Origin of the sequence: Sporolactobacillus nakayamae (genome assembly GCF_900113325.1) — a bacterium.
Taxonomy (GTDB): Bacteria; Bacillota; Bacilli; order Bacillales; family Sporolactobacillaceae; genus Sporolactobacillus; species Sporolactobacillus nakayamae.
Genome location: NZ_FOOY01000010.1, coordinates 114,865 through 140,992, shown reverse-complemented (window position 1 = coordinate 140,992; position 26,128 = coordinate 114,865). Strand labels below are relative to the sequence as shown.

Below are 26,128 nucleotides of genomic sequence, written 5' to 3'. Positions count from 1 at the left end.
GCCGCATTATTTTTTATAGACATATAGTGTTCCTTGTCCACCAGGTCCGTTTTGGCTTGAGCTAGAACTTCCACTCGACCATGCACTTGAAGAGACTTTCGTGCAATTCTTTTTAATCCAATTCGTTACGCTCGAATTCTGAGCACCACCTTGACTACCGGAAATCATGAAATACTTGATTTCTCCTGCTTCAACCATTTTTTCCAATTTGCTTACACTTAATGCAGGATCGCTTCCTCCGAAACCACCCATCGCCATGACCGCATAATTCGTTTTCATCATAATGGAATAAGCGGACTGTGCGCGTTCAACGGCAAGAATGTATTTTTCACCACTGTACTGTTTCCGTAGGTAGTTGAGTAATTTCGTATTGACCTGCTCACCCATACCGCCTCGGTTGGTCATTCTCCGATTCATCGTGCCGCTTGGCATCTGTTTTGATTCATTAGCGGAGCCTTTTTGACTTGTCGGCTGGCCGGGAGCACCGGATTCACCGTTCATTGATGGCGGTGCTTGACCTTCCGAGTTGCTAGGAGCGCCCTGCCCTCCTCCGCCTGGGCCACCGAAACCATTTGTTTTTCCTGTTGACTTGCTGTTTTGGCCGCCCATTTGGCCACCGCCCATGCCGCCCATACCTGATTGGGTCGCGCTTGGTCCGGCAATCGGTGTTGCACTATTGGTCTGATTGACTGTGGATGGCAGTGTCCAATACAGCGGCGCAAGCAGCATTAGGAGAAGGCTTGTTCCGGCGATCGTACCCTGAATTTTTCTTTCGGCAGTCCGCCAAACGATCCCGAATCCCATCGTTAAAACGCCGGCAATGATGAGCAGCACAATCCAAATCGTCGCAATGCTGTTTTGATTGAAGATAAGAGCTTCAAAAAATAGGGTCGTACCAAATGCGATTGGCAACAAATAGCCTCGCCATGAACTCTTCGGATCACTGAAGTCTCTCCATAGATAGGAAAAACCAAGTCCAACAAGTGCTGCGATTGGCGGTGCCAATAAACTTAAATAGTATTGATGAAAGAATCCAGCGATACTAAAGAAGACCATTGCCGGAATAAGCCATGCAATCCAGAAAATTGCGAAACTGTGCTTTTCATCCATTTTTCTACGACGAAGCCAATCAGCGACAATCGCAATAACGCTGAAGAGCACGAACGGGAGGAGCCAGCTTGCTTGTCCTGATAACGATTTAGAGAACAAACGGAGCGGCCCGGCAGTTCCCGTACCAAACATATTGCCCTGTTGTCCGCCTCCTCTTCCTGTTCTGCCGTTTGGAGGCGTTCCGCCCATTTGGTTTTCAGAGGAGTGTTGCCCTGATGTGTTTTTCATGAAAGTCGTTCTTTTCTGAGCCGTCGATTGGTTACCGGACTGTTTTCTCGTGGATGTCGGCGCTTTTTGTCCGCCTCCACTATTCTGCTGACCAGTCAGACGAGAAACACCGTTATAGCCGAAAGCAAGTTCCAAAACCGAATTTGTCTGACTGCTGCCGATATATGGCCGTTTGCTTGCCGGAATCGAATCGACAACGACAGCCCAGGAAAGCGAGATGCCTGCCAAAACCACAGTCGCAGCCAAGAGATGCAGTATTTTTTTCTTCCAATTTACGTTCATGGCGATCCAGTAAAAAAGATAAATAGCAGGAAGAATCATAAATGCTTCAAGCATTTTCACATTAAAACCGATGCCGATCATCGCCGCGCTAAGAATTAGCCAACGCATTTGTGTTTTTTGAACAGCTTTCATCACTGCCCATGCGGCGATAACTAAGGTCAGGATCAGAATACTGTCAACGTTATTTGTGCGGGTCACAGCAATAAAGATTGGTGTGACCGACATCGTAATTCCGGATAGAAATGCGGCAAGCCTGCCCGCTTTGTGTTTCACCATTTGATAAACAATGATCGTCGACACAATTGCAGCAAGAGCTTCGGGAAGCAACACACTAAAATTACTTAAACCAAAAAGCTTTGCGCTGAGCGTCTGGATCCAGAGCGCGACCGGCGGCTTATCAACAGTGATAAATCCTGCGGGGTCAAAGGACGCATAGAAAAAGTTATGAAAATTCTTCATCATGCTTTTTACTGCTACGGTATAATACTCATTCGTGCTCGCTTGATTAAGTAGGAAAATATTCATAAATGCGGATAAGAGAATAACCCCAATCAAATAAAAATCAATGCGTTTGTGTTTTAATAAGTTCATCTTAATTCCTCCTCGTTAACCAAAAGCGTCTTAATCAATGTCCATGCTCGTCAGCACGGGTTCCTTGTATAGCGTCATTATGCCAACTCATTCTTAAAGAATCCTTAACAGCCAACCATTGTGTTGTTTCTTTACCAAATGCTGTCCAAATCAGAACTATGAAAAGCAGTATATTCATTATCGACGTGACAACAAGAGGCCAACTATAGGGTGCCATCAAATTTCCGGATAAATAGTAGACGCAAACTATATTCATAAAAATCGTGAGACTGTAGCCGGCGGCAAGTATACCGAAGCGCCGATCTTCAGTAAGCAACCATGAAAGAAGAGCTAGAGCAATGGCTGGATAAAGGTAGCGTTCATGCATCCCGGAAGCAAATGTAAACACACCGGCGATCTGCATCAAGCCTGCGATTGCCGCTGACCGAATACTGCGCGCGTGCAGCATCAGCCAGAGTGAAGCGAGCGAAACAAGACTGATCGCGATCAGTCCCCATGTGTGGTAACTGAAGAGAAAGAGCGATGCGCTGTCCGATTGATAATTGCCGCCAAGCAAGCTGTATACATTAAACGCGTTGACCGATGCATAGGGATATTCACTGATTGTCCGCTTCATCAACTGGACAAGCCACAGCACGCCTCCGTTTGCATAAAAGGAAAATGGCAGCGCGATGAGTGCCGTAACTAATGCGTACCAACCAAGTGCAAGGAATCCTTTACCTATCTTTCGATCCATAATAAACACATAAGCAAGCACCGGAAGAAAAATAATTCCCTGCGGTTTCATCATGACTGCTGCTGCGAACAACGCTGTAGACAGGAAATATCTCCGATCAATCAAGCGTGTAAGCGCAAGGACAATAATCAATGTAAAAAATGAATCAACTTGTCCCCAAATGACCGAATCCATCCAAACTGCAGGATTGAACACATAAAAAGCAGCTGCGAGCAGACCAAGCGATTCATGACCTTTTTTCTTGGCTAACCGATAGATGAGCCATGCCGTGAGTACATCTGCAATGATTGACGGTAGTTTGAGCAACAATGTATATCCGCTGCTCAATCCAGGCAGAGTGACCGCTTTTCCAATCAGATAGAGCACGTAAACATAAAGCGGAGGATAATCAGCAGAACTATTTTGATAAAAGTGCAAGAAGCCAGAAGACGCCGACTGAGCCCAGTTTTGAAAAAGCGTTAAATCCATATGTCCTGACACCCAAGGAGCAATTGCCAATCGAGTACATAGTCCAATCACCGAAAGAGTCAACATAAGGAGCTTCATCGTTTTTTTCCTAACTCTGATTTTTCTTTTCCAAAGAAAAAGTGTCAGTACGAGGAATCCAACGAAAAATAAGATTGAAAAACCAATAACGAGATTTTTGATTAACCCGCTTGATTGTGACCCGCTTTGCTGGCCCATCATGGGAGCACCTTTGCCTGATGCAGATGGTCCTGCTTGACTATTTGCTCCATTTTTAGCGGATTGTCCATCCTGTGCGTTATGCGTTGGCGGTCCGTGGCTCGAAGTCGTTCCTTTCTGCTGCTGCGATGTTGGCGGCGCATTCGTTGCACGAGTAGAATCAGCTTTGTTTTGATTCGCAATTGGATGATTGGTTGAATCGCTTTTCTGCTGTGAACCGGGTTTTTTTGCGGAAATTTGGTTCGAACCAGGGGCTGCATTCTGCTTCACCACCCCCTGCCCACTTTGAGTAGCTTGACTTGTCGTCAAACTGCTCACTATAGAAAACAACGCAACACCAATCGCAATTATCATTACAAGAAAAAGACTCGCAATGAGTCTTTTGTTTAATCCTTTGATCACTCATCCCACATCCTTTCTGTTTCGATGTGATGATCGTAACCTCAATATATTAAAAAACGCTTAACCGCTCATTATCAAGTACTGCATGACATTCTCGATACTGAGGTTTAATACTCATTCGACTCCTCAACGACGTACTTTAGCTACCAGTTTGATCATGCGGATAGACACCATTTTCGTATGACCAAAGTCGTGTATGCATGTATGCGAGCAATTGCAGAAAAAAAGAGATGCAGACGGAACCCGCATCTCTTTCTTATTAATTAATCTCACAAGGAACTTATTTATGGAATCATCCATTGCAGTACATAGGCTTGAAGTAGCGTGATCACTCCGGTTATCGCGACGAAAAGCAAACTATGCTTAATTGTAAACCGGAACAAACTGCCTTCCTTACCGACCAATCCGGTAGCCGCTGTCGCGACAGCTATGGATTGTGGTGAAATCATTTTTGCAGCGACACCACCGGTTGAATTGGCAGCGACAAGCAAAGTCGGATCGACACCAATTTGCTGTGCAGATACCTTCTGCAGATTTGAGAACAAGGCGTTCGACGAAGTATCCGACCCGGTAAGAAATACACCGATCCATCCAATGAGCGGTGCCAGAAGCGGAAAAACGGTACCCGTCGATGCGAGCCCAAGCCCCAAAGTCGCGCTCATGCCCGAATAGTTTTCGATGTAAGCAAAACCGAGAACGGATACGATCATCACCAATGGGAGAGCCAGTTTTTTTAGTGTAAGGCCAAAGGTCAGCACCCACTTTTTCCAACTGATGCCAATTAAAAATTTGCTTAGAATACAGGTCACTAAAATAGCCGTTCCGGTAGCCGCAATCACATCAAACTTATAAACAGCGCCATAAGCTGTCGTCTGAGCAACAATCGGTTTCACTTGTTCGATCATCCGATCCAGTCCGGGTATAGGAATCATGAACGTTGCTTTGCTGAGAAACGCCTTAATGCTTGCGGAACCGCCCCAGACACAAATAACAACAACGAGCAAAACGAATGGTGACCATGCTTGCGCGATTTTGCCGAAAGAAAAGCTGTTATTAGTTTGCAAATGTGCTGGAACAGGCTGCTCTTTTTCATCCTTAAATCGGAAAATAGATTTCGGCTGCCAGAACTTAAGCAGAATTATGAGACATACCATACTGACGATCGATGAGGTCACATCCGGTAATTCCGGTCCTAAGAAGTTGGACGTTACGTATTGCGTACCGGCAAAAGAAATTCCGCATACAAGAATCGCCGGAAGTACTTCGATCGTTCGTTTCCAACCCGCCATAATAAACACAAGCCAGAATGGAACAAAAAGAGAAAGAAAAGGAACCTGGCGGCCAACCATTTGACTGATTGAAAGCACATCAATGCCGGTAACTTGAGCAGAGGTTAGAATGGGAATGCCGACACCGCCGAATGCGACCGGTGCCGTGTTCGCAATTAAGCAAAGCCCGGCTGCGTAAAATGGATTGAAGCCAAGTCCGGCAAGCAATCCACCGGCAATGGCAACCGGCGTGCCGTAGCCTGCCGTTCCTTCGAGAAATGCCCCGAAAGAAAAAGCAATAAGCAGCGCCTGCAGACGCCGGTCTTGAGTGATGGATGCAATCGAATCACTAATGATTTGAAACTTGCCTGAGGCGACCGTTAATTCATACAAAAACACTGCAGTGACAATGATCCACCCAATAGGCCATAAACCCTGCAATCCGCCTAATGCGGTCGCTTCAAGCGCTAAATGAATCGGCATCTTGTAGACGACAATCGCTTCGATCACAGCAATTGCAACCGTTAATAAGCCCGCCTTATACCCCTTCATCTTCTTGATTGCCAAACACCAGAAAAAAAAGACAAGCGGAATACAAGCCACAACAAATGACAAAAACATGTTATTCATTGGATCATAGTTCTGGGCCCATTGCATCGATTCATTCCCCTTCCGCACATAAAATTAGATTGACCAGCCGAAATTAAAGCGCTTACATAATTCGATTTTACATGTGCGGAAACAAATTTGCAATTACTGTGACATTTTATTGAACAATTTGTGAACAGCTTAACCAGAAAGAGATTGCCTGTTCGTGCCAATTGTCGAATAAATAATACTTTAGTCACATATCAGTTTTTATTAAAAACAACGATAATTAGAGGTGACAAAATTGCTAAAGGAATGACTATTTTGAACATTGAACACCGGTTGATATTATTTTATAAAAGACTGTCCGTTTGGAATCTCGTACTTCGGCACATGAAAAAGAATCTCGTAATCTTTATGGTACTCAACCTTGTCTCCACAATCTGCGTATCGCTAATTTTAGCTTATTTAGTCCCACTTTTTGTGCGGCTATCGTGGCTTGCTGATACTCTTTTTTGTCTCGTCACTTTTGAAATCGCTTTTTTAATTAATCTCAAGTACTTTTTATTCCCTCAAGCCGTAAAAAAAAGCAGACAGCTATACCACGTTTCTTTTTTTTTAGAGGAATGGCGCGTATTTATTTATGCAATCCTCAGAGATTTTTTGAAGAAGAACACTACCGCTATAGATATATTTTTTTTGATCAAAGGTCTCAAAGAAAAGAAAAAGGAACGAGCAAAATCGTTTAAGAAAAATGCTTTTTATAATCTATCACTATATCCATTTGTCCTTTTCGTTTGCATCTGGATTTCGTTCAATCTTTGGCTTTTTGATCATATTGTCGGCAATCACATTGAGGACGCTTTTCTCTACCTTATTCTTTCTTTCATCTGCCTTATTCTCTTGGTTATTATCGCTTACTGCATTCACCATAATTTTGACCCTTTATTCCCTCATCACTTGACAGCCTTATCCAATCTCATTCGAATTCTGGAAAATATAGAACTTGCACAAAATAATGAGCGATTCGGTAGAATTATTGATGAAGCAACAGCTCGTGTTGATCCGGAGATAGTCAGACACCTCATAACTGAAAATACATGCGAGAAAAATTAAGGATTTATTAATAATTAAACTTTACTATGGGGGAGGTATATACCTGTTCAATTATGAAGGGAAGCGGTTCGTTGTGAACATTCAATCCATTGGGTCTTCAAGCAGTACATATCAATCCGGAAGCAGCTCCGACTCTAGTCAAAAAATCGAAACACTTGAAAAGCAAGAAGAAACATTAGAATCTCAATTAAAACAATTAGAATCACAAAAATCGGATCAAGAAGATCAGCAAAAACAAATCCAAGTAATTCAAGCACAAATTCAACAAATTGAAGCGCAAATTGAGCAGTTAAAATCCCGATCACAAAGCGGTAATACGACCGGAACACAGGCGCAGCGCACTTCGAATCAGATTGACACCGGCATTGCTGTTTCCGAACAGTCGCAAGATGGCGATCAGCTAACGATTAGCCAAAACAGTTTAGAGCAAAGTGAATAATTTAAAATTATTGAAACAACGAGCATCTTTTACGGACGCTCGTTTATTTCTGTTTTCAAAGTTAACTAGGCACCATCGATATACTGCTCTGTTACGTCCGCACCAGACTTAGTCACTGCATTCATTAAACATACCTCTTTTATTAATTCCGCCATGGTTCAAATGTCTTTTCGATAACAACGGCACTCATGAACTCGGCTGAATTTGTTCTTGATCGTATTCTCTTCTTCTCCTGTATAGTGTGCAAAACAGCTAATCGGTCTCAATTTTTTTAGTGACGATTCAATAATTCCATTCAATTCATTGTTTTCCATAATCACATGCAGATAATGATTCACTTGGTGAAAACCGTTTTTCTGATACCAGCGATTCACCCATTCATCATCGCGCGTATAGGCTTCCAGCTGATCAATAGTCTGTGCTTTGAGTCTCTTTTCCGCTTCAAGAAGCAATTGCTGCCCAATTCCTTGACACTGAAAATCGGGATGGACAGCCAAGTGCCAGATCATCCCGCCAAGTGACGAACATTCTGCACAAACGGTCTTGATTTCTTCTTCACATTCAATGTCAATCAAGCCGACAATTTTCCCACTTTCAACCGCAACCAGCTCAATCGACGGGTGATCATAAGTTTCCTTTTCCTGTAAAACATTATCATAATAAGCCGTATGTAAAAAGGACAGAACGCGGCAGCGCAGCCAGCCTTCCTCGTCATCTGTTCGGTATTCTCTGATTAACAATTGAAAAACTCCTTATTTTTGATGTTCCTTTTACAGTTAGGTCATAACCATTAGAATACCTTAATTTTAACGTATTAAGATCCAAGATTCACTTTTTTATTTATAATCGAGCCTCAATAAGGACTCACCTTCTACCATAGATGAGTAGCGGTCATCATTCACCTGATGTTAGCCGCAAAAAAGGGCGTGTTCATGCGTGATCGCGTATCATTGGGTTCGGTACCACGCAAAAGAAATGCGTTGTAACAAGTTTCCGTTAATCATTATACTTGATCGTGTAGTGACCAAAGGAGCATCGATTAAATGTCAAAGAAGCGTCTCATCCAAACACTAGCCATGTGCGGCCTTGTGATTCTAATACTCTTTGCCTGTTACTTAGTTTACCTTTACCAACATCCAATCTGGGAGGGAAAGTCTAAAAACTGGTCGGGTCGTTATTACTATACTCTGCCCATGAAACGATACACAGGAAGACTCTATTGGAGGGGTTCCAAAAAGATAACGGTCACGCAAACTACCTTTTATGAAAATAATAAAAGGGCTACCAATGCTAACGATAATATCACTGTAAGAAAAAGTGTTGGATTTGTAGAGCAAGATGCACAACCATCACCAGACACAAGCATTTTAATCGTTTTTGTCAAATGGAAAAAAGATGGAAAACAGTACGGTGAATTGATTAATCTGCACAGGAAAAGAATTTATAAACCCTACTATGTCTTTAGAATTAACTAATCATTTGCATTTGAAAAACAGACAAAAAACAACAGCCGGCCCTTTTTCAGGTGCCGGCTGTTAAGTCCTTCAATTCTAATCTAAGTAAACAAATGCTGTGACCATTCTTCGCACCTCTGCTCAAGTAACCACGCCCTGATTTAAGTCAACTAAATCAACAGAAGCACCCGTGATCCTAATCAAAAAGTTCTCGTGTTATTAATTGAAACTATCCGCGAAAAGTAACGTATTTAGAGGTGATATTAAAATCTAAAATTTATGTTATTAATCCCTCTCCATTTAGCAAAAGGGATGCCGTACGAATCACAATGAGCAGATTCGTATTTTTTCAGAACCCACGACTTTCACTGTGCTCTAGAATGAACCAGTTGCGCAATTGGCTGAACAATTGTCTGAGACAAATTTCTGAATGATTATAAATGACGAACAGGCGAAGGAGCACTAATTTGAGAACAAAACGGTTGAACAAAGCCACACGGTATACTGATTTTCGGGAAATGATTTATGCGAGTGCAAAGAAATTCAGAAAAAAAACTGCCTTCCAAATAAAGATTGGAAGCGGGAGTTACCGATATGTGAGTTATTCTCAATTTAAAGAGGGGTACAGGACGGTAGGCACACATTTTCTAGATCTCGGCTTGCACGGTAAGCGAATCGCCGTGATCGGTAAAAACAGCTACGCATGGGTGCTGCACTATACGTGCGCCGCTACGGTCGGTGTGGCGGTTCCAATTGATCGTGAACTGTTGCCGGAAGATATGCATCACTTCATTGTCAGTGCCGACTGTGCCGCGATATGTGCGGACAAGGAGATACTCGAACAATTAAGACCGTTAATCAGCAGTCAACGATTACTTTTGCCTTTGCAGGATACCCTGGCACCGATACCTGCGGATGATACGCGCATTGACACGGTTCCGATTGCTGAAGATGAAATAAGTGTGCTTATTTTCACTTCAGGCACTTCAGGAAATCCAAAAGGTGTATGCCTCTCGCAAAAAAATATTTGCGCGAATATTTATTCTACTTCGCAAATCGTAAAGATCACATCCCGTGACAAAACGCTTTCAATCCTGCCGCTTTGTCATACGTACGAATGCACATTAGATTGTTTGCTTCTTCTGTCGCGCGGAGCCTGCATTGCTTACGCCGACAGCCTGAATGCAATACGTCGCAATATTCTTGAATACAGGCCAACGATTCTCGTCGTCGTTCCCGCATTGCTTCAGCTTTTAGACAAGCGGATTCAAGCGGCTATTGTAAAGAATAGTCCGGCAAAGTATCAAACAAAACTCAAATCATCGTCAATCTCAACAGCGCTTCGAGAATTGCCTGCGCTTGTAAGAATTGCTATACGTCGAAAAGTGAAGAAATCACTTGGGGGAAAAATTCATACATGTATTGTCGGCGGGGCAGATCTTTCCTCTGCTGTAGTCGAAGATTTTCTGGCGTTTGGCATTCGGGCTTTGCAAGGCTACGGGCTTACTGAAACGGCTCCTCTTTTGGCGGGAAACAACGATTTTTATTTCAATGCCAAATCAACCGGTGTTGCTGTTCCCGGCGTCGAATTGATGATTGACAGCCCCAATGAATCCGGTGTTGGCGAAATCCTCGCCAAGGGCGATAATATCATGCTTGGTTACTATAACGATCCGGTGGCTACCGCAAAAACATTCTGCAACGGCTATTTTCGGACAGGTGATCTGGGATACATCGATGGAGACGGGGCTTTGTATATCAAGGGCCGCATGAAAAATGTGATTGTCACAGCTAATGGCAAAAACATTTATCCGGAGGAATTAGAGGCGCGACTGTTGGAAAAAGAAACGATCAGTGAAGCGCTTATTCTTACTGGAAATGATCGTAATGGAAGTGTCTGTGTAAAGGCCAAAATATTCCCTAATTTAGACTGTCTGACCGAGATTATCGGTCATCTGCCTGCCAAAGAAGAAATACAAGCTACGATAAAATCAATGATCGATGATGTGAACAACAAAATGCCGAATTATAAACACATCCGTGTGTTTGAAGTTTTGGAAAAAGAATTTGAAAAAACAACGACACGGAAAATCAGACGATGCGGCATAAATCTCGTTTGATAGAATCCTGCAAATGAAAAGCATTTTAAGAGGACTTTTTAGCGCTGTTGCCCGTATGACGGCGCATGAAAAGTTCTCTATTTTTTTGACTTTTCTCAATTTACGATAAGAAAAGTTGGCTTCGCCAAGCCTCTCTGACGAAGGCGAAGACTTAGTTGCACTTATACTATGATCCTTAAAATTATATACTTTCTTATAGTATAAAAAAACAACAGCCGGCCCTTTATCAGGGACCGGCTAATGCTATAGTTTGAGTTCTCCGAGCCTAAGCAGTTCAACAACCGCCTGGGAACGACCTTTCACACCTAATTTTTGCATGGTGTTTGAAATATGGTTACGAACTGTTTTTTCACTTATGAAGAGTTCTTTAGCTATGTCTCGAGTCGTCTTGTCTTGGACAAGCAATTCGAAAACTTCTCTTTCCCTCTTCGTAAGTAAAGGTTTTGGACGGTGATAATCTTCCTTCAAAAATTCCCCCTCCTTGCTCAGCAGAAGAGCGGGCGGGAAAGGCTTTTAGTCCTTAACATTTTATGAAAGCAGTGTCGATGCGTGCGCAGATTGATCATTTTACGCAAGTGCCCGTAACATGGAGAGAACACGAACACAGTGACGCGTGTCCCCCCAAGAAGTCAGTCATGAACTATGCAAATTATGGCGAATTTCATCACAAAGTGATTGTCGGACTACCAATCATTGCGGGTGGACGGTTACTTATGACTCAAAGAAAATTAGTGACGCGGATGAACCATTTCCTCCGGTTTTACAAGGGCATCGAATTCTTCGCCACTGAGAATTCCTAGCTTTATGGCGGATTCCTTAAGACTAATACCTTCTTTATGGGCGAGTTTCGAGATTTTCGCTGACTTCTCATAACCAATCTTCGGGTTCAGCGCTGTAACCAGCATTAAAGAATGGTGTAGGAAATAGTCCACTTTTTCCTGGTTTACTTTAATACCAGTCGCACAATGGACGTTGAACGAACGCATCACGTCAGAAAGAAGCTTCGTCGTTTGGAGAAAATTGTACCCAATCACTGGTTTGAATACGTTTAATTCAAAATTCCCTTGGCTCGCCGCAAATCCAATCGCCGCGTCATTACCCATAACCTGAACCGCAACCATGGTGACTGCCTCAGCCTGAGTCGGATTTATCTTGCCGGGCATAATGGAACTGCCCGGTTCATTAGCAGGAATCTCTAATTCACCAAGTCCGCAGCGTGGACCGCTCGCCAGCCAACGCACGTCGTTCGCTATTTTCATCAAATCCGCAGCTAACGCCTTCAAAGCGCCATGTGCCGTGACAATTGCGTCGTGACTGGTTAAAGCGTGAAACTTATTATCCGAAGCATAGAAGGCTTTGCCGGTCATCAAGCTGATTTCCTTAGCAGTCAGATCGCCAAACTGCTTCGGTGCGTTTAGGCCGGTACCAACCGCAGTTCCGCCGATTGCCAAACTCTTTAAGTGGTTTAGGCTTCCTTCGATGAGTTCTTTAGACTCCTTTAACATATAAACCCATCCGCTGATTTCCTGGCCCACGGTGAGCGGAACCGCATCTTGAAGATGGGTGCGGCCGATTTTGACAACGTCGCTGAATTCCTGTGCCTTTTTGTCAAGTGTCGCTTTCAGTTCATCCAAAGCAGGGAATACATTTTCTTCAATGGCTTGAACAGCCGCAATATGTAACGCCGTCGGAAAGGTATCATTTGAGCTTTGCGCTTTATTGACATCATCGTTCGGATGAACACGCGCATCGCTTCCTCCTGCCTCAAGCAATTGATTGGCGCGATTGGCGAGTACTTCATTTATGTTCATGTTCGATTGTGTACCGCTGCCGGTTTGCCAAACAACAAGCGGAAATTCATCGTTCCATTTTCCTGCAATTACCTCATCCGCTGCGTTTGCGATCGCCTCCGCTTTATCTGCATCTAATATAGTTAAATTATGATTTGCGAGTGCCGCACCTTTTTTTAAGATGGCAAATGCGTGAACAATTTCAAGCGGCACTTTCTCCCATCCGATTTTGAAGTTGTCTTTACTCCGTTGCGTTTGTGCGGCCCACAGGCGTTCAGCCGGTACCTTGACTTCTCCAAGCGTATCATGTTCAATCCTGAATTCCATTGATCGATCATCCCTTTCGTTATTTTTCTATCAGATTGCTGCATAATCCTCTTTTTGTAAAAAATCAGTTATTAATGGTTTCATAACCCCTTTATGGTAAATAGTCTATATTAACTCCATTCATTTTACAGTAAAAGGTGCTATTTACCAATCGAATAAAAGGGAAAAACCGTTTGGAAAATAAAATGCGCTCATTCCATATCATTAATAGTGAAACGAGGAAAAGAAAGTTATAATAGTCTGTGGAGGGATAGAAGATGACGAGAAACGCAACCTGTCCGCAGCCGGAACACTACGGAGACGCGACCGTACCGGCTTTCGGTTATGAATTAATAAGAAATTTACTGATTCCTGAGCTTCTTGGCAAGGAAACAGCATCGATCCTTTATTGGTCGGGACGAAAATTGGCGCGCCAATATCCTCTCGATAACGAACAACAGATTATCGATTTTTTTAATCGGGCAGGATGGGGAAATTTGGAACACGTAACTAAGGCGAAAAATAAAACGATTTTTGAATGCAGTTCTCCGCTTGTTGAAGCACGGATCAATGATTTTCCTGATTCAGGCAGTTTTTCATTAGAATCCGGGTTCATTGCAGAGCAGATACAGCATCAGATCGGTTGCGTTGCGGAAACGTATATGGAAATCAAAACCGGCCGCCAAAAAAAAGTTGTTTTTCTTATAAAGTGGGACGCAAAAGACCATGTAAAAGTGGAAAATTAACTTTTCTCTCTGCATGAACCTGTATATGATCATAGCCCGGGGAAGACGAAACTTGGTGTGTTGTTTTTCTTTATACACTCAAATTAAGACACAATAAAAAGCAGGCATATCGCCTGCTTTTTATTGTTCTTATCTTCCTTTAACCTTACAAGCTTACCGATTCTTCTTCTGCCAAATGAAAGGTTTCATGGAGCGTATCGAGCGCTTCAATAAGCTTGCTCTCGTCAATAATCGTTGACACTTTAATTTCAGAAGTACTGATCATTTTAACTTTGATGTCTCGTGCTGACAGGGCGTGAAACATCTGAGCGGCAACGCCCGGATTAGATGCCATTCCTGATCCGACAATTGAAACCTTGGCAAGTTCCGACTCAAAGATCATCTGATGGTATTCCAGTTCTTTCTCCTGTTCACGGAGTACATCCAGTGTTTCATTTAAGACATCGTGATCAACAGTGAACGACAGGCTCGTTCTCGCTTCATCGAGCACGTTCTGAACGATAACGTCGATGTTTATATGCTTCGCCGCAATCGCGTCGAATACACGCGATACTGCCTCCACACTATTTGGAAGTCCGAGCAGCGTCACCTTCGTCACATTTTTCTCAAACGCGAGTCCTCTGACCGACTTCGTCTTCTCCATTGACACTTCCTCCTTAATTACCGTGCCCTCTTCGTCGGAAAACGAAGAGCACACCACGAGTTCGAGATGACTGTTCTTCGCATACTCAACCGCGCGCGGGTGGAGTACACCCGCTCCAAGATAAGCCAATTCAAGCATTTCATCATAACTGATTTCCTGCAGTTTTCGCGCCTTGTTCACGTAGCGCGGATCTGTAGTAAAGACACCGGTCACATCCGTGTAGATCTCGCATCGCCGCGCACCGAATGCTGCAGCGATCGCCACGGCGGATGTATCGGATCCGCCCCTGCCCAGTGTTGTAATCTCACTGTCTTCAGTCACACCTTGAAATCCTGCGACGATGACAATCGAACCCTTTTTCAACTGCGGCCGGATCAATGAGGTATCAATTGACGCGATCCGCGCGTTTTCGTGAACTGCTTCCGTTTTGATACCGGCTTGCCAGCCGGTAAATGAGACAGCGTCATATCCACGTTCAACCAAAACCATGGAAAGCAAAGCGATCGTAACCTGCTCGCCTGTGGATAAGAGCACATCCATTTCCCGTTTAGACGGTCTGCTCGAAATCTCACTGGCCATCGAAACAAGTGCGTCCGTTGTTTTCCCCATTGCGGAAACAACCACAATTACTTGATGCCCAGCCTCTTTTTTCTTAATGACTTTATCCGCTACCTTCTGCAACCGTTCAACTGACGCTACCGATGTTCCGCCAAACTTCATTACCGTTAAAGACAACTTCACTCGCTCCTTTAAACTATGACCGGCATATACGTGCTTACTCTCTCCGGATCCTCTTTAATGAAGCCGCGGGATCTCTGTGATAAGAGCGTGCTCCTTATGATTCGTTCACGTCAGTGACAAAAAGAACAGCGAGAAATCCCCGCTGTTGAACAGTCAATCTATTTCAACATGCTGAGATAGTTCTCCACACTTTAGGATGTTTCATAAGGCTCAACGCCTTTATAAACTCCTTAAAATGTGACAGCTCTGCATTTATTCAATGCAGATCCAGCACGGAACGGTGATGAAGCTGTTCCGACTTCGGCAGGATTCCCTTTCTGTCGCGGTCAATGAAATTCATCTTTCTCGCGCGCCATACTTATGAAGACTGCTCCTCTATCACTTCAGTTATTTGAAAAATTAAGTTATGGAAATTATAACAAACCTAAAGAATTGAAACAATACCCTTCATCGGGAATTGTCCAAATAATTTCTCATGGATTCGGCAACTTTTTTAGGCAATCCCGCCTCCCGAAGTTCTTCACTGCTCGCCTCACGTATCTTCTTAATCGAACCAAATTTGCGCAGCAGCATTCGCTTCCGCTGCTCGCCAACGCCGGGCACATCGTCTAACAACGAGTGAATCATTGACTTGTCTCTGACTTGTCGATGGAATGTGATCGCGAACCGGTGCACTTCATCTTGGATACGCTGAAGCAAATAGAAGGCTTGGCTGTTTCTCGCAAGCGGAACAATCTGCGGCGGCTCGCCAATCACAAGCTGAGATGTCCGGTGTTTGTCATCCTTCACAAGACCGCAGACCGGAACATAGAGTCCGAATTCATTTTCCAGCACATCAATCGCCGCGGATAGCTGCCCTTTACCCCCGTCAATTAAAATCAAATCAGGAAGCGGTTTTCCTTCCTTGAGAACCCTTGTATAGCGTCTGCGCACAACCTCGCGCATCGTCGCGTAATCATCGGGCCCGTTCACCGTTTTGACACGATATTTTCGATAGTCGCTTTTTTTTGGACGTCCGTCTTCAAAGACAACCATCGCCGATACCGGATCGGCACCTTGAATGTTCGAGTTGTCAAAGGTTTCAATTCTGCGCGGTGCCGGCATGTCCAATGCCTCGCCAAGCTGTTCGACAGCGCCGACGGTTCGCTTCTCGTCGCGCTCAATCAGAGCGAATTTTTCTTTGAGTGCGATACGCGCATTCTTCACCGCCATCTCAACTAGATCTTTCTTTCGTCCACGCTGAGGCTGAATGACATCGGTTTCCAGCATCTGTTCGATCAGATTCTGGTCAACAGAATTTGGAATAAGCACTTCTTTAGGTTTGATGTGATTCTGGTGACTGTAGAACTGGCCGATAAAAGTCAGAAAGTCTTCCTCCGGCTCCTGATAAAAAGGGAAATGAGAGACTTTCCGCTCGATTAATTTTCCCTGGCGCATAAAGAACACCTGAACACACATCCAGCCTTTGTCAAAGGCATAACCAAAGACATCTCGATTATCGAGATCATTAAAAATAATTTTTTGCTTTTCCATGATCGTCTCAATGTTGCTGATCTGATCGCGCAGTTCCTTAGCCTTTTCAAAATTAAGTTGATCTGAGGCTTCAAGCATCTCCTCTTTCAAGCGTTTTTTCACATCTTGATAGCCGCCATTCAGAAAACGGGTGATATCCTCCGACATCGACTCGTAGGTTTCTTTCGGAATATTGTTGACGCACGGCGCCAGACACTGCCCGATATGATAGTAAAGGCAGACACGATTCGGCAAGGTGCGGCATTTTCGCAAAGGATAGAGATGATCAAGGAGCCGCTTCGTCTCATTCGCCGCAGTCACGTTCGGGTAGGGACCAAAATACTTGCCGCTCTTACGGTTCACCTTTCTCGTAATGATTAGGCGCGGATACTTCTCAGACGTCAGCTTGATGAATGGATAACTCTTATCATCCTTAAGCATGATATTATATCTAGGCTCATATTTCTTAATCAAATTAATTTCCAAAAGCAGCGATTCAATTTCTGAAGAAACGACGATATATTCAAAATCTGCAATATCTGCAACAAGCCGCTGCGTTTTTGCGTCATGCGAACCGCTGAAATAGGAATGCACGCGGTTGAACAGATTCTTCGCTTTGCCGACGTAAATAATTTCTCCCTGTACATTCTTCATTTGATAACAGCCCGGCTGTTTTGGAAGCAAGCTGAGCTTTTCTTTTATTTTCTGACTGACCATTCTATGGATCATCCTTTAATAGATGTACATAAGTTCATAAACTCATTCTTCATTTATTATCTAAGAGATGAGAGAAACATTCAACTTTTAGAATTCAAAAACAAAAAAGGACAGCGGACGGGAAAATGCACGCCTCTGTCCCGGTTAGCTCTCTCTGTTAAAAAATGGTCATCAGAATTGGAATTTCAATCATGCTGAGGAGCGTTGTTTCGGTCACCATCACAGCCGCATAGTCCGAATCTGCATGATACAACTCAGAGACTACAGGGGCGTTCGTCATGACCGGCATTGCTGATTGCAAGATAAATACTTCCTTCATAAGCGCTGGCATCGGTGCCGGCAGTACAAGCAAGGTCATGATTGCGGGCGCCGCAACAAAACGGCCGATCAGGACACCTATATTGTCTTTATTAAGACGGAGTTTGCTCAGACCCGCCTGATGAATCGCGATACCAATAAAAATCATTGATAACGGAATGGTGAGCCCACCGATATAATTAAAATCGGACATGAGAAACGCAGGCAGCTTCACATGCAGAAGAACTAAAATGACGCCTATGATGAACCCCAGCAGCGGCGGTGAAAATATTTTGCCAAGTGTTTGTTTCAGACTTATTTTGCTCAGATAGTTTCCATCTCGTTGGATCAGATAGACACCCAACGTCCAAAAGAAAGTTGTATTGGCCATATAAAACACAAGTACATAGGGCAGGCTTTGCTCGCCGAACAGAGCCAGATTGACCGGCAGACCGATGAAAACCGTATTCGAGTTGCAAAACATTGATTTAAACAATCCGCTATGATTTTTCTGAACAGAAAAGATCTTAACTGCCCAAAAAGAGATGGCGAACAAAATCAGCATCGACAGAATCGGAAAACGCAGATTCGGTAGCAATTCAATTAATTCCTTACTTGTAAAATGATTGGTAATTGTACTAATCATATAAGCAGGAAGCGCAATTTGTGTCACCAATTTGGCGATTAATTTACTTGCCTTTTTATCAAACCAGCCGAGATGAGTCAAACCATAGCCCACGCTGATCATTACAATAATTACTAAAATCCCTTGAATTCCTTGAAAAAAGGTGCCCACTTCGAGTGCCTCCATGACTGACATGATGCGTCTACTCATTGTCGTTTTTTTCTTGTACCAATGAGCATACATCTTTGCTAGAATCATAGTCAACAACTATTTAAAAAATTTGAACAATAATTTGTGACAGTATATATGAAATTTGATCCGTGTTTACCATGTTCGGTGTGATTGATCAGCATAAAAAAAACCGGGCGTTGTCGCATGTGAGCGATACGTCCCGGTTTCGGTGAATTACTTAATTCAATTGCTTAGCTGTCAGCCGATATGCTGCTTGATACGTTCAGCCAATGCTTCTTTCGGCTGGAAACCAACAACTTTGTCGACCACTTCGCCATCTTTGAACAAGAACATCGTTGGGATGCTCATAACTCCGTACTTGCTCGCAGTAGCTTGATTTTCATCAACATCCAACTTAACAATTTTAAGATTATCCGCTAATTCGGAATCAACTTCTTCAAGAACTGGAGCCATCATTTTGCATGGTCCGCACCATGTTGCCCAAAAATCAGCAAGTACGAGTCCTTTTGACGTTTCATCCGTAAAATTTGCATCATTTACCTGACTAATTGCCATTACTGAAAAACCTCCTCAAAAAGTTCAAAATGCTCTATGTCACAAAGTATAGCATGTGCAAGAAGCAGATGCCATTATTCAGCTTGGCGCCCGCGTCACTTGAATTCAACGACGGTCACGCCGCTTCCGCCCTCGCCTTGTGCACCTAATCGTGACGCTTTCACACGTGGATGACGATCAATCAATTGAGTCACGCCTTTTCTAAGCGCGCCGGTTCCTTTCCCATGAATAATGGAGACGCGCGCGTAACCGGCGAGCAAGGCCTCGTCCAAATACTTCTCGACCTTAAGCATCGCGTCTTCATAACGCTCACCGCGCAAGTCCAATTCCGGACGCACGGTTTGCCCCGATGTACGCACGTTCACAACCGGTTTGACTTTCTTTTTTTCTTTAACTTTCTTCAAATCACTCGCCTTGACATTCATTTTTAAAATGCCGGCTTGAACCAGATATTCCTGATTGCTGATCTTGCTGACGATGTACCCATCCTGACCGAAGCTGAGGATCTTCACTGTGTCTCCCGGATGGAATCCGGAGCCTGTCTCTTGAGCAGGCTTCGCTTTATTAGCAGAATCCGTCTGTTCGAGCGCGTCAAGCGCGTGTGTGAGTTTGGTTTTCGCATCGATCAATTGGTGATCCTTAACCTGACCATTCCTCTTGAAATGGCGCAGCTCATCAATAATTTCCTCTGCCTCACGCCGAGCATCCTTGAGCGCGCGCTCCGCCTTATCACGCGCCTTTTTCAGAATGTCTTCTTTCGACCGTTCCAGTTCGCTTAATTTCTTAGATAAGTCCGCTTCCTTCGCTTCAACCTGAAGCTTCAGCTCGCGCGCTTTTTCTTCCTCCATCTCAGCAGCCTTCTGATTCTTTTCCAGTGAAGCGATCATTTTGTCGACTTGATTGGTCTCTGTGCTGATTTGAAGACGCGCCCCGTCTATAATATCGGCCGGCAAGCCTAATTTTTGCGAAATTTCAAAGGCATTGCTTCGGCCGGGAACGCCAAGCAGCAGTCGATAGGTTGGACTCAAGGTTGCAACATCGAATTCCACGCTCGCATTCATTACACCCGGCCGTTCGTAAGCGTACGCTTTTAATTCACTGTAATGCGTTGTACAGACGATCGTTGCTCCTTTTCCATAAACCGCGTCAAGAATCGACATTGACAGCGCCGCGCCTTCCTGCGGATCGGTTCCGGCACCAAGTTCGTCAAAAAGAACGAGGCTGTTAAAATCAACGTGTTTCAGAATTTCAACAATATTCGTCATATGTGAGGAAAAGGTACTAAGACTTTGTTCAATCGACTGTTCATCACCAATATCTGCAAACACCTCGTGAAAAACGCTTGCCTCTGAATCCTCATCCACCGGAATCTGCAAACCGGATTGGGTCATAAGTGTGAGCAGACCGATCGTTTTCAGCGAAACGGTTTTGCCACCGGTGTTCGGTCCTGTGATGATCAGCGCATGTGTATGCTCATCAAACACAACATTAATCGGTACAACACGTTCGCGGTCAATCAGCGGATGGCGTGCCTTCTTCAAACGAATCAAACCTTGGGCATTTAATTTGGGGCGTGTCGCCTTCATCTGATGTCCATAGGCAGCCTTCGCAAAGATAAAGTCAAGCTGTGCCAGTGCCTCAACATTTTCAAGCATCGATTCAGCGTATTCCGCTGTTTCCTCAGACAGGAGGCGCAAGATCCGTTCAATTTCATGGCGTTCTTTAGCTCGCGCTTCACTTAACTGATTGTTCAGATCCACAATGGCTTGCGGTTCAATAAATAGTGTCGCGCCCGAGGCTGACTGATCATGAACAATTCCGCCAAATGATCCTCGGTATTCCTGTTTCACCGGAATAACTTGACGATCGTTACGAATTGTGATGATCTGTTCAGACAGCATCTTGGCGTTCGATCTGACAATGTTCTCCAGCTTCTGCTTCACTCGGCTGTCACAGGTTCTGATTTGCCCACGAATATGGCGCAATGCCGGACTAGCTGAGTCCATAACACCGCCTTGGTCATCGATCGCACTGCGGATTTTCCGTTCCAAGCTTCCCGGCGGGTCAATTGCTGTAACCAACTCCATCAGGATTGGAAGATCAAGCGCGCGGTCTTCAACCAAATCTGTGATAAAACTTTTCATCAAGCGCGCGCCGCGGATTGTATCGGCGATGTCGATTAATTCCTTCGCCTGAAGAATTCCGCCGATCTTTGAACGCTTCAAAGCCGAACGAACGTCGGTAATTCCGCCAAACGGAATTGATCCTTTCAGACGAAGCACCGTAGCGCCTTCCTCGGTCTCTCCCTGCATCCGCTTCACTTCATCCAGATCACCAGATGGCGTTAGGTCTGCGATCCGGCTCTTGCCCAAAGACGAAGCTGTATAATGCATTAATTGTTGTTTAATTTTCTCATATTCAAGAATGCGCAGTGCATGTTTGTTCAACAATGACATCTCCCTCTATTTGAGGATACGTATCGATTAAAATTTTTTCTTTTGATTGAAAAATTGCTTGAGCCGATCTATCGGCCATGTATTAATCACATTCTCCGGCTTTATACCTGCGCGGATTGCTGTCGCTACGCCTAGTTTCATGTCGTCCATCATCTTCAATGAATGGCTGTCTGTATCAATCGCGATCTTCACGCCCGCATCCTGAACCTTTCCCAACCACTCCGAAGACAAATCAAGTCGAAATCGGCTAGCGTTCAGTTCGAGCGCTGTTCCTGTTTCCGCTGCGATTTGAATGAGACGGTTTACATCAACGGCGTAACCCTTCCGTTTGCCAAGCATGCGCCCGGTTGGATGCGCGATCAAGCGTACATAGGGATTGCGGCAAGCATTTTCCAAGCGCTTCATGATCTGTTTCTGATCTTGGGAAAATGATGAGTGAATGGAAGCAATTACAAAGTCCAACCTGCTTAATACTTCGTCAGGATAATCTAATGATCCATCAGGCAAAATATCCATCTCTATGCCGGAAAACAGCGTAAAATCATCGTATTGATCATCAATTTTCGCTGCTTCATCAATTTGTTTAAGCAAACGTTCCGTGCTCAATCCGTTTGCAACCCGAAGTGAGCGGGAGTGATCAGTCAGGCAAGCGTACGCATAACCTTTCGCGTGCATTGCTTCTGCCATTTCTGCGATTGTATGCGATCCATCACTCCATGTTGAGTGCATATGCAAGTCGCCTTTAATGTCGGAAAACTGAATCAAGTTAAGCGGCCCGTCTTTCGCTCGGTCTAACTCATCCTTCCCCTCGCGTGCCTGCGGAGGTATAAAATTCAGACCAAAATAGCGGTAAAATTCCGCTTCAGTAGTGAATGTGCGCATGGTGCCGTCTTCCATCTCGACGCCATATTCGCTGATTTTCTCATTGCGTTCCTTCGCCATTCGGCGCAGTTGGACATTATGTTCCTTCGAACCAGTGAAATGCAGCAGCATCGAGGCATAGGAATCTACCGTGGCAAATCGAAAATCAACAGAAACCCGATTAGGATCATCAAGCAGGACGGTCATTTTGGCGTCCCCTCTGCCAACGATCTCATGAATCGGTAATTTCTCAAGCAGTGCTTCTGAGACGTTCTCATGATCAGTCGTTTCAATAACAAAATCCAGATCCTTCATCTTCTCTTTCGCACGTCTGAGGCTGCCCGCATGAGAAAATCGGCTGATGGATTCCATCGACTTCAAGACGCGTGCGATCTTTTCCGAAAGATCAAGCATATAAGGAATCGGCAACACGATCGGCCGCTGCTGCTGATCGTTCAATGCTTGCAGCAGATGTTCTTCGGTTTTCTTCCCAAACCCTGCAAGTGCATGAACCTTCCCATGTTCACATACATCCCGCAAGGAATCAAGGCTAGTGACACCGAGTTCACGATATAGTTTTCCAATCTTCTTGCCGCCAAGTCCGGGCAGGCGAAGCAGATCGAGCAATCCATAAGGGATTTCTTTTTCAAGGGCCGCAAGAACACTTGATTCTCCGCGAGTCATTAATTCCTCAATGACCTGAGCTGTTGATTTTCCGATCCCTTTAATTTTGCTTAAATCGTCAATATCGGCCATCGATCGTGGATCATTTTCTAAGGCCAGCCCTGCGCGATGATAAGCGGCAACTTTAAATGAGTTCTCACCTTTTATTTCTAGATAAAGCGCAATTGTATCCAATTGATTAATAATCTGTTTTTTATTCACAAGTCTTCACCTTTTAAAATCGAGCAAAATAGACATAACATCTTGCGATTACCCCATCCATACCGCAAACGCGACCCATATCTCTTTTAACAGCGCAGAAAAATACGGAGTGTGTGAAATCATTGATTGAGCGAGCGACGAATTATCAATCGCTGATTGTATCTCGCCTAGCGGTGTCAGCGATCCGGCATACAGCAGGAAGAAGGCGATGAGATAGACTTCAACGAATCCAAGAAGCGCTCCCCCTAAATGGTTCACAGACCGCAATATAGGGAGTTCCGCCAAGAAATTGAGCATTGATCCGAAGATGTTCAAGATAATTTTCGTGGCGATAAATAAGATGACGAACGCGATTGCACGATAGTACGCGGTCTGTAAATCCATATTTCCTAGAAACTGAAACATATCGCTTTGCGATGCGGAGGTAGGAAAAGGAATCCAGAATTTCAACGTGCCGGCGAGCGGCTTAAAGTAGATCATCGCAACAATATAGGCGATGACAAAACCTGCCAGATGCACCAGTTGCAAAATCAGGCCACGCCTGAAACCAGTAAAAAATCCCGAAGCAAGTACGATCAGTAAAATGAACGTGAGAAGCATAACATCTATCCCAACTTTCTTTTTTTACATATGATAAAGATTCGTTGTCGCCCTCATAGAACATAGCGAAACATGCCGCTTTTTGTATTAATCATATCAGAAACTCAGGCAGATGAAAAATATGATTTAGCTTGTGCTGATAAGTTTTGGGGCAACCCAGTCGACATCATTGATCATCCGTTCTTCGCAATAAAAGTTTGGCTCAATTGTATGCCCTAGAAAAAGCGGGCACTCTTGGAACTTAACTCATGCTGAGAGTTGAATACACTCCTGTTACTCGCATCAACAAGATACGGTCGCAGATGATAGTGACCAATAAGGTAAAACACTTTACGCTAGCATTAACCTAATAGGTCAATTTACATTGAGGAGAATTAAATGAACACAAGGTTACAGGATTTAACTAGTGAACGACGTGATGCCATTTTAAATGCCGCGCTTAAAGAGTTTTCATTAAAAGGATTTGACGATGCTTCAACAAATAAAATTGCAAAAGCAGCTGGAATTTCAAAACCTTTGATGTTTCATTATGTAAGTAGCAAACATGAGCTTTTTCTATTCGTATATGACTATTTCGCAGAATTGCTTAACAGAGAATATTATCAGCTAATCAATTATGATGAAACAGATATCTTTACTAGACTCCGCCAGTCTTACGCTCTTCAAATTAAGCTACTAAAAAAATATCCGTGGATACTTGATTTTAGTAAACTTTCATCGACCACTAGTTCTAATGAAATAAATAATGAGCTAACAAAAAGACATAGTATACAAAACACTACATGTTATCCATCTATCTTCGACTCGATAAGTGAAGCAAGGTTTAGAGCAAATTTAGATATAGAAAAATGCAAGCAAATTATTTACTGGTCTAATGTTGGCTTTACAAATCAAATTTTAGAAACTATTAGGAATACTGAGTATAGCAGTATTAACTATATAAAAACTAGTAAGTTACTCAATGAATATATTAATGACCTTGAATCAATTTTTTATCAGAACTAATCCTTTATATGAACGTAATTTCAACTATGAATGAGTGATCTTTTTAATCAGGTTAAGGAGGGTGGCAGGATGCATAGGCATGATAAAAAAATTAAGCATACTATTTATTTTGCTATTTATTGGAGCTTTTTTCACAAACATTAGTCCAGAAAAATCAGTTCAGAAAGAAGGCGAAATAATGGATAGAGAGGTAACTATCATTGAATTTCCGCTACGTGGAGAATGGGTTACTGAAGTTAGTCCAGCAGACCGTATTCCCAGCCATGGAACCAATCGTTTTGGGTTACGGTATGCGTTTGATTTTATTCAGGTAAACTGGGATAATGCAAAGCACCCCACTCATGATAAAAAAACTCAGACTATTTTCTCAAAGGTATTCCTTTAGAAAGCTATTATTGTTTTGGAAAACCTGTCTATGCTCCTTTTTCGGGAGAGGTTGTTACTGTTGAGAATAGTGTGCTAGATGGGGAGAAGGCTTCTTGGCTTCATGACCAGCCTTTGGCAATCCACAATTCCCTCTTCTTCGATTCTGAACGAGATGGGTTTGAATCAATCGGAGGCAACTATGTATTATTAAAGAAAAAAGAAGGAATCTATGCAGTATTTTGTCATCTCCAAAAAAACTCTATTGTGATTAAGGCAGGAGAAAAAGTTCAAAAAGGACAACTAATAGGAAAAGTTGGACATTCAGGAAATTCTACAGAACCACATTTGCATTTTCATTTGATGGATTCTGCTGATATTGAAAAAGCTAACGGAATTCCTTTTGTTTTCGAACAATACGAAAAATATAACGGGTCTAACTGGGAAAAAATAACGAATAAAATTCCTGCTGCAAAAGATCGTATACGATTTTTGAAGTGATATCGGGTATACATCTGGTGCTTTTCGACAGATCGCAGGCAATAAGAACCTATCAACAAACACATTGAATAATGACATAATGTCCATAAAGTATATTTGCGTGTTGTCACCTGTTTTCATTCGTTAAATAATGCGGGTCAATTTCAATTAATGAGCGACATTTCTGTTTCATAAATCCACTTGGTCCTTAATACAGAATCGCGGAGTAAAATAAGCGGAGATTTTCCGGTTATTTGCATCAGGGCGCTTGTTTCACAGGTAAATAAGGGTAATTTATCCGCTTATACACAGAAAAAACCTCCATTTTCACGTTTT

At 43.5% G+C, this 26,128-nt stretch carries 21 protein-coding genes and 1 riboswitch; of the genes, 7 read left to right on the top strand and 14 right to left on the bottom strand.

Annotated elements, in window-relative coordinates:
- Nucleotides 1-6: 6 nt before the first annotated feature.
- The 4 genes from BM003_RS08480 to BM003_RS17615 all read right to left on the bottom strand — a co-directional run bounded on the left by BM003_RS08480 (nt 7) and on the right by BM003_RS17615 (nt 6,822).
- The gene (locus tag BM003_RS08480) at nt 7-2,211 is read right to left on the bottom strand and encodes a glycosyltransferase family 39 protein (RefSeq protein WP_093672076.1); all 2,205 of its coding nucleotides are present in this window, start codon (nt 2,209-2,211) and stop codon (nt 7-9) included.
- Between the two features lie 34 nt (nt 2,212-2,245).
- Nucleotides 2,246-4,033, bottom strand: a complete 1,788-nt coding sequence (locus tag BM003_RS08475) for an MptA/MptB family glycosyltransferase (RefSeq protein ID WP_093672074.1) — start codon at nt 4,031-4,033, stop codon at nt 2,246-2,248.
- A gap of 284 nt (nt 4,034-4,317) precedes the next feature.
- Nucleotides 4,318-5,958, bottom strand: coding sequence for an L-lactate permease (locus tag BM003_RS08470; protein ID WP_093672072.1), 1,641 nt, complete (start codon nt 5,956-5,958; stop codon nt 4,318-4,320).
- A 705-nt stretch (nt 5,959-6,663) separates the two neighbouring features.
- Nucleotides 6,664-6,822: a hypothetical protein gene (locus BM003_RS17615; RefSeq protein ID WP_177184714.1), complete on the bottom strand. Its 159-nt coding sequence runs from the start codon at nt 6,820-6,822 to the stop codon at nt 6,664-6,666.
- A 256-nt stretch (nt 6,823-7,078) separates the two neighbouring features.
- Between BM003_RS17615 and BM003_RS08460 the strand changes: the two genes are divergently transcribed.
- Complete coding sequence (locus tag BM003_RS08460; protein WP_177184713.1) at nt 7,079-7,444, top strand: FlxA-like family protein; 366 nt, start codon at nt 7,079-7,081, stop codon at nt 7,442-7,444.
- Between the two features lie 158 nt (nt 7,445-7,602).
- Here BM003_RS08460 and BM003_RS08455 read toward each other — a convergent pair whose 3' ends face one another.
- Complete coding sequence (locus tag BM003_RS08455) at nt 7,603-8,184, bottom strand: GNAT family N-acetyltransferase (protein WP_093672066.1); 582 nt, start codon at nt 8,182-8,184, stop codon at nt 7,603-7,605.
- Between the two features lie 303 nt (nt 8,185-8,487).
- Between BM003_RS08455 and BM003_RS08450 the strand changes: the two genes are divergently transcribed.
- Both BM003_RS08450 and BM003_RS08445 read left to right on the top strand, forming a co-directional pair.
- Nucleotides 8,488-8,919, top strand: coding sequence for a hypothetical protein (locus tag BM003_RS08450; RefSeq protein WP_093672064.1), 432 nt, complete (start codon nt 8,488-8,490; stop codon nt 8,917-8,919).
- A 419-nt stretch (nt 8,920-9,338) separates the two neighbouring features.
- Nucleotides 9,339-11,018, top strand: a complete 1,680-nt coding sequence (locus BM003_RS08445) for an AMP-binding protein (protein WP_245734161.1) — start codon at nt 9,339-9,341, stop codon at nt 11,016-11,018.
- A gap of 243 nt (nt 11,019-11,261) precedes the next feature.
- On the opposite strand, the gene BM003_RS08440 is transcribed toward BM003_RS08445, so the two are convergent.
- The gene (locus tag BM003_RS08440) at nt 11,262-11,486 is read right to left on the bottom strand and encodes a helix-turn-helix domain-containing protein (protein WP_093672060.1); all 225 of its coding nucleotides are present in this window, start codon (nt 11,484-11,486) and stop codon (nt 11,262-11,264) included.
- A gap of 260 nt (nt 11,487-11,746) precedes the next feature.
- Complete coding sequence (fumC, locus tag BM003_RS08435) at nt 11,747-13,135, bottom strand: class II fumarate hydratase (RefSeq protein ID WP_093672058.1); 1,389 nt, start codon at nt 13,133-13,135, stop codon at nt 11,747-11,749.
- Nucleotides 13,136-13,392: 257 nt separating this feature from the next.
- Between fumC and BM003_RS08430 the strand changes: the two genes are divergently transcribed.
- Entirely contained in the window at nt 13,393-13,860 is a 468-nt protein-coding gene (locus BM003_RS08430; RefSeq protein WP_093672056.1) for a YslB family protein, read from the top strand.
- A 145-nt stretch (nt 13,861-14,005) separates the two neighbouring features.
- Here BM003_RS08430 and BM003_RS08425 read toward each other — a convergent pair whose 3' ends face one another.
- From BM003_RS08425 to BM003_RS08395, 7 genes are all read right to left on the bottom strand, one after another.
- Nucleotides 14,006-15,238, bottom strand: a complete 1,233-nt coding sequence (locus BM003_RS08425) for an aspartate kinase (protein WP_093672054.1) — start codon at nt 15,236-15,238, stop codon at nt 14,006-14,008.
- Between the two features lie 175 nt (nt 15,239-15,413).
- Nucleotides 15,414-15,630, bottom strand: a riboswitch (Lysine riboswitch).
- Nucleotides 15,631-15,691: 61 nt separating this feature from the next.
- Nucleotides 15,692-17,473, bottom strand: coding sequence for an excinuclease ABC subunit UvrC (gene uvrC, locus BM003_RS08420; RefSeq protein WP_093672052.1), 1,782 nt, complete (start codon nt 17,471-17,473; stop codon nt 15,692-15,694).
- A 157-nt stretch (nt 17,474-17,630) separates the two neighbouring features.
- On the bottom strand, nt 17,631-18,590 hold the full coding sequence (locus BM003_RS08415) for an AEC family transporter (protein WP_245734159.1): 960 nt from the start codon (nt 18,588-18,590) through the stop codon (nt 17,631-17,633).
- 234 nt (nt 18,591-18,824) lie between these two features.
- Nucleotides 18,825-19,142 carry a thioredoxin gene (trxA, locus tag BM003_RS08410; RefSeq protein ID WP_010027600.1) on the bottom strand — a complete coding sequence of 106 codons (318 nt, stop codon included), beginning with the start codon at nt 19,140-19,142 and terminating at the stop codon, nt 18,825-18,827.
- 95 nt (nt 19,143-19,237) lie between these two features.
- Nucleotides 19,238-21,589 carry an endonuclease MutS2 gene (locus BM003_RS08405; RefSeq protein ID WP_093672048.1) on the bottom strand — a complete coding sequence of 784 codons (2,352 nt, stop codon included), beginning with the start codon at nt 21,587-21,589 and terminating at the stop codon, nt 19,238-19,240.
- A gap of 36 nt (nt 21,590-21,625) precedes the next feature.
- Nucleotides 21,626-23,344, bottom strand: coding sequence for a DNA polymerase/3'-5' exonuclease PolX (gene polX, locus BM003_RS08400; protein WP_093672046.1), 1,719 nt, complete (start codon nt 23,342-23,344; stop codon nt 21,626-21,628).
- A 48-nt stretch (nt 23,345-23,392) separates the two neighbouring features.
- Nucleotides 23,393-23,944, bottom strand: coding sequence for a CvpA family protein (locus BM003_RS08395; protein WP_093672044.1), 552 nt, complete (start codon nt 23,942-23,944; stop codon nt 23,393-23,395).
- Nucleotides 23,945-24,322: 378 nt separating this feature from the next.
- On the opposite strand from BM003_RS08395, the gene BM003_RS08390 reads away from it, so the two are divergent.
- From BM003_RS08390 to BM003_RS08385, 3 genes are all read left to right on the top strand, one after another.
- Nucleotides 24,323-24,949 (top strand): TetR/AcrR family transcriptional regulator, encoded by a 627-nt coding sequence (locus BM003_RS08390; protein ID WP_093672042.1) that lies wholly within the window; start codon nt 24,323-24,325, stop codon nt 24,947-24,949.
- 79 nt (nt 24,950-25,028) lie between these two features.
- Complete coding sequence (locus tag BM003_RS17830) at nt 25,029-25,334, top strand: hypothetical protein (protein WP_218143233.1); 306 nt, start codon at nt 25,029-25,031, stop codon at nt 25,332-25,334.
- Between the two features lie 71 nt (nt 25,335-25,405).
- Complete coding sequence (locus tag BM003_RS08385; RefSeq protein WP_342742015.1) at nt 25,406-25,813, top strand: M23 family metallopeptidase; 408 nt, start codon at nt 25,406-25,408, stop codon at nt 25,811-25,813.
- Nucleotides 25,814-26,128 lie beyond the last annotated feature (315 nt).

Excerpts from the sequence above, each read along its gene's own strand:
- fumC (WP_093672058.1), bottom strand. The coding sequence starts at position 13,135 with ATGGAATTCAGGATTGAACATGATACGCTTGGAGAAGTCAAGGTACCG.
- BM003_RS08415 (WP_245734159.1), bottom strand. The coding sequence starts at position 18,590 with ATGTCAGTCATGGAGGCACTCGAAGTGGGCACCTTTTTTCAAGGAATT.
- BM003_RS17830 (WP_218143233.1), top strand. The coding sequence starts at position 25,029 with ATGATAAAAAAATTAAGCATACTATTTATTTTGCTATTTATTGGAGCT.
- BM003_RS08395 (WP_093672044.1), bottom strand. The coding sequence starts at position 23,944 with ATGCTTCTCACGTTCATTTTACTGATCGTACTTGCTTCGGGATTTTTT.
- BM003_RS08430 (WP_093672056.1), top strand. The coding sequence starts at position 13,393 with ATGACGAGAAACGCAACCTGTCCGCAGCCGGAACACTACGGAGACGCG.
- BM003_RS08450 (WP_093672064.1), top strand. The coding sequence starts at position 8,488 with ATGTCAAAGAAGCGTCTCATCCAAACACTAGCCATGTGCGGCCTTGTG.
- BM003_RS08390 (WP_093672042.1), top strand. The coding sequence starts at position 24,323 with ATGAACACAAGGTTACAGGATTTAACTAGTGAACGACGTGATGCCATT.
- trxA (WP_010027600.1), bottom strand. The coding sequence starts at position 19,142 with ATGGCAATTAGTCAGGTAAATGATGCAAATTTTACGGATGAAACGTCA.
- uvrC (WP_093672052.1), bottom strand. The coding sequence starts at position 17,473 with ATGGTCAGTCAGAAAATAAAAGAAAAGCTCAGCTTGCTTCCAAAACAG.
- BM003_RS08470 (WP_093672072.1), bottom strand. The coding sequence starts at position 5,958 with ATGCAATGGGCCCAGAACTATGATCCAATGAATAACATGTTTTTGTCA.
- BM003_RS08480 (WP_093672076.1), bottom strand. The coding sequence starts at position 2,211 with ATGAACTTATTAAAACACAAACGCATTGATTTTTATTTGATTGGGGTT.
- BM003_RS17615 (WP_177184714.1), bottom strand. The coding sequence starts at position 6,822 with ATGGTGAATGCAGTAAGCGATAATAACCAAGAGAATAAGGCAGATGAA.
- BM003_RS08445 (WP_245734161.1), top strand. The coding sequence starts at position 9,339 with ATGACGAACAGGCGAAGGAGCACTAATTTGAGAACAAAACGGTTGAAC.